General features: G+C 50.9%; 1 protein-coding gene. It reads left to right on the plus strand.

Translation table 11 applies throughout. The features are described from left to right. Nucleotides 1-593 (plus strand): class II fructose-bisphosphatase (gene glpX, locus R7P74_RS27885; protein WP_318123912.1); only part of this gene is annotated, 593 nt, incomplete at both ends.

The raw sequence follows: 593 nt of genomic DNA on the forward strand, positions 1-593 counted from the left end.
CAGTGCTTGCCGCGGGTGAAAAAGGCAGCTTTTTAAAAGCACCTGACATGTACATGGAAAAACTGGTTGTTGGCCCAGGTGCGAAAGGCGTGATCGATCTAGAAAAGCCGTTGAAAGAAAACCTAGAAAACGTTGCTAGCGCGCTGAATAAAACGCTGGACACTCTGGTTGTCATCACTCTAGCAAAACCTCGCCACGATGATGTGATAGCTGAAATGCAAGCGATGGGTGTGCGTGTCTTCGCGGTGCCAGATGGCGACGTTGCAGCTTCCATCCTAACGTGTATGCCAGATAGTGAAGTGGACCTCATGTACTGCATTGGCGGTGCACCAGAGGGGGTGGTATCCGCAGCGGTGATTCGCGCACTTGATGGTGACATGCATGGCCGCCTTCTACCTCGCCACGAAGTGAAAGGCGACACAGAAGAAAACCGTATTTACGGTGCAGCTGAACTACAACGTTGTGAAGAAATGGGCGTAAAAGCCAACGTCGTCCTAAAAATGGAAGACATGGCGCGCAGCGACAACGTCGTCTTCTCAGCAACAGGCATTACAAAAGGTGACTTGCTAGAGGGGATTTCTCGCCAAGGTAAT

The sequence above is a fragment of the Vibrio sp. 2033 genome (genome assembly GCF_033339735.1).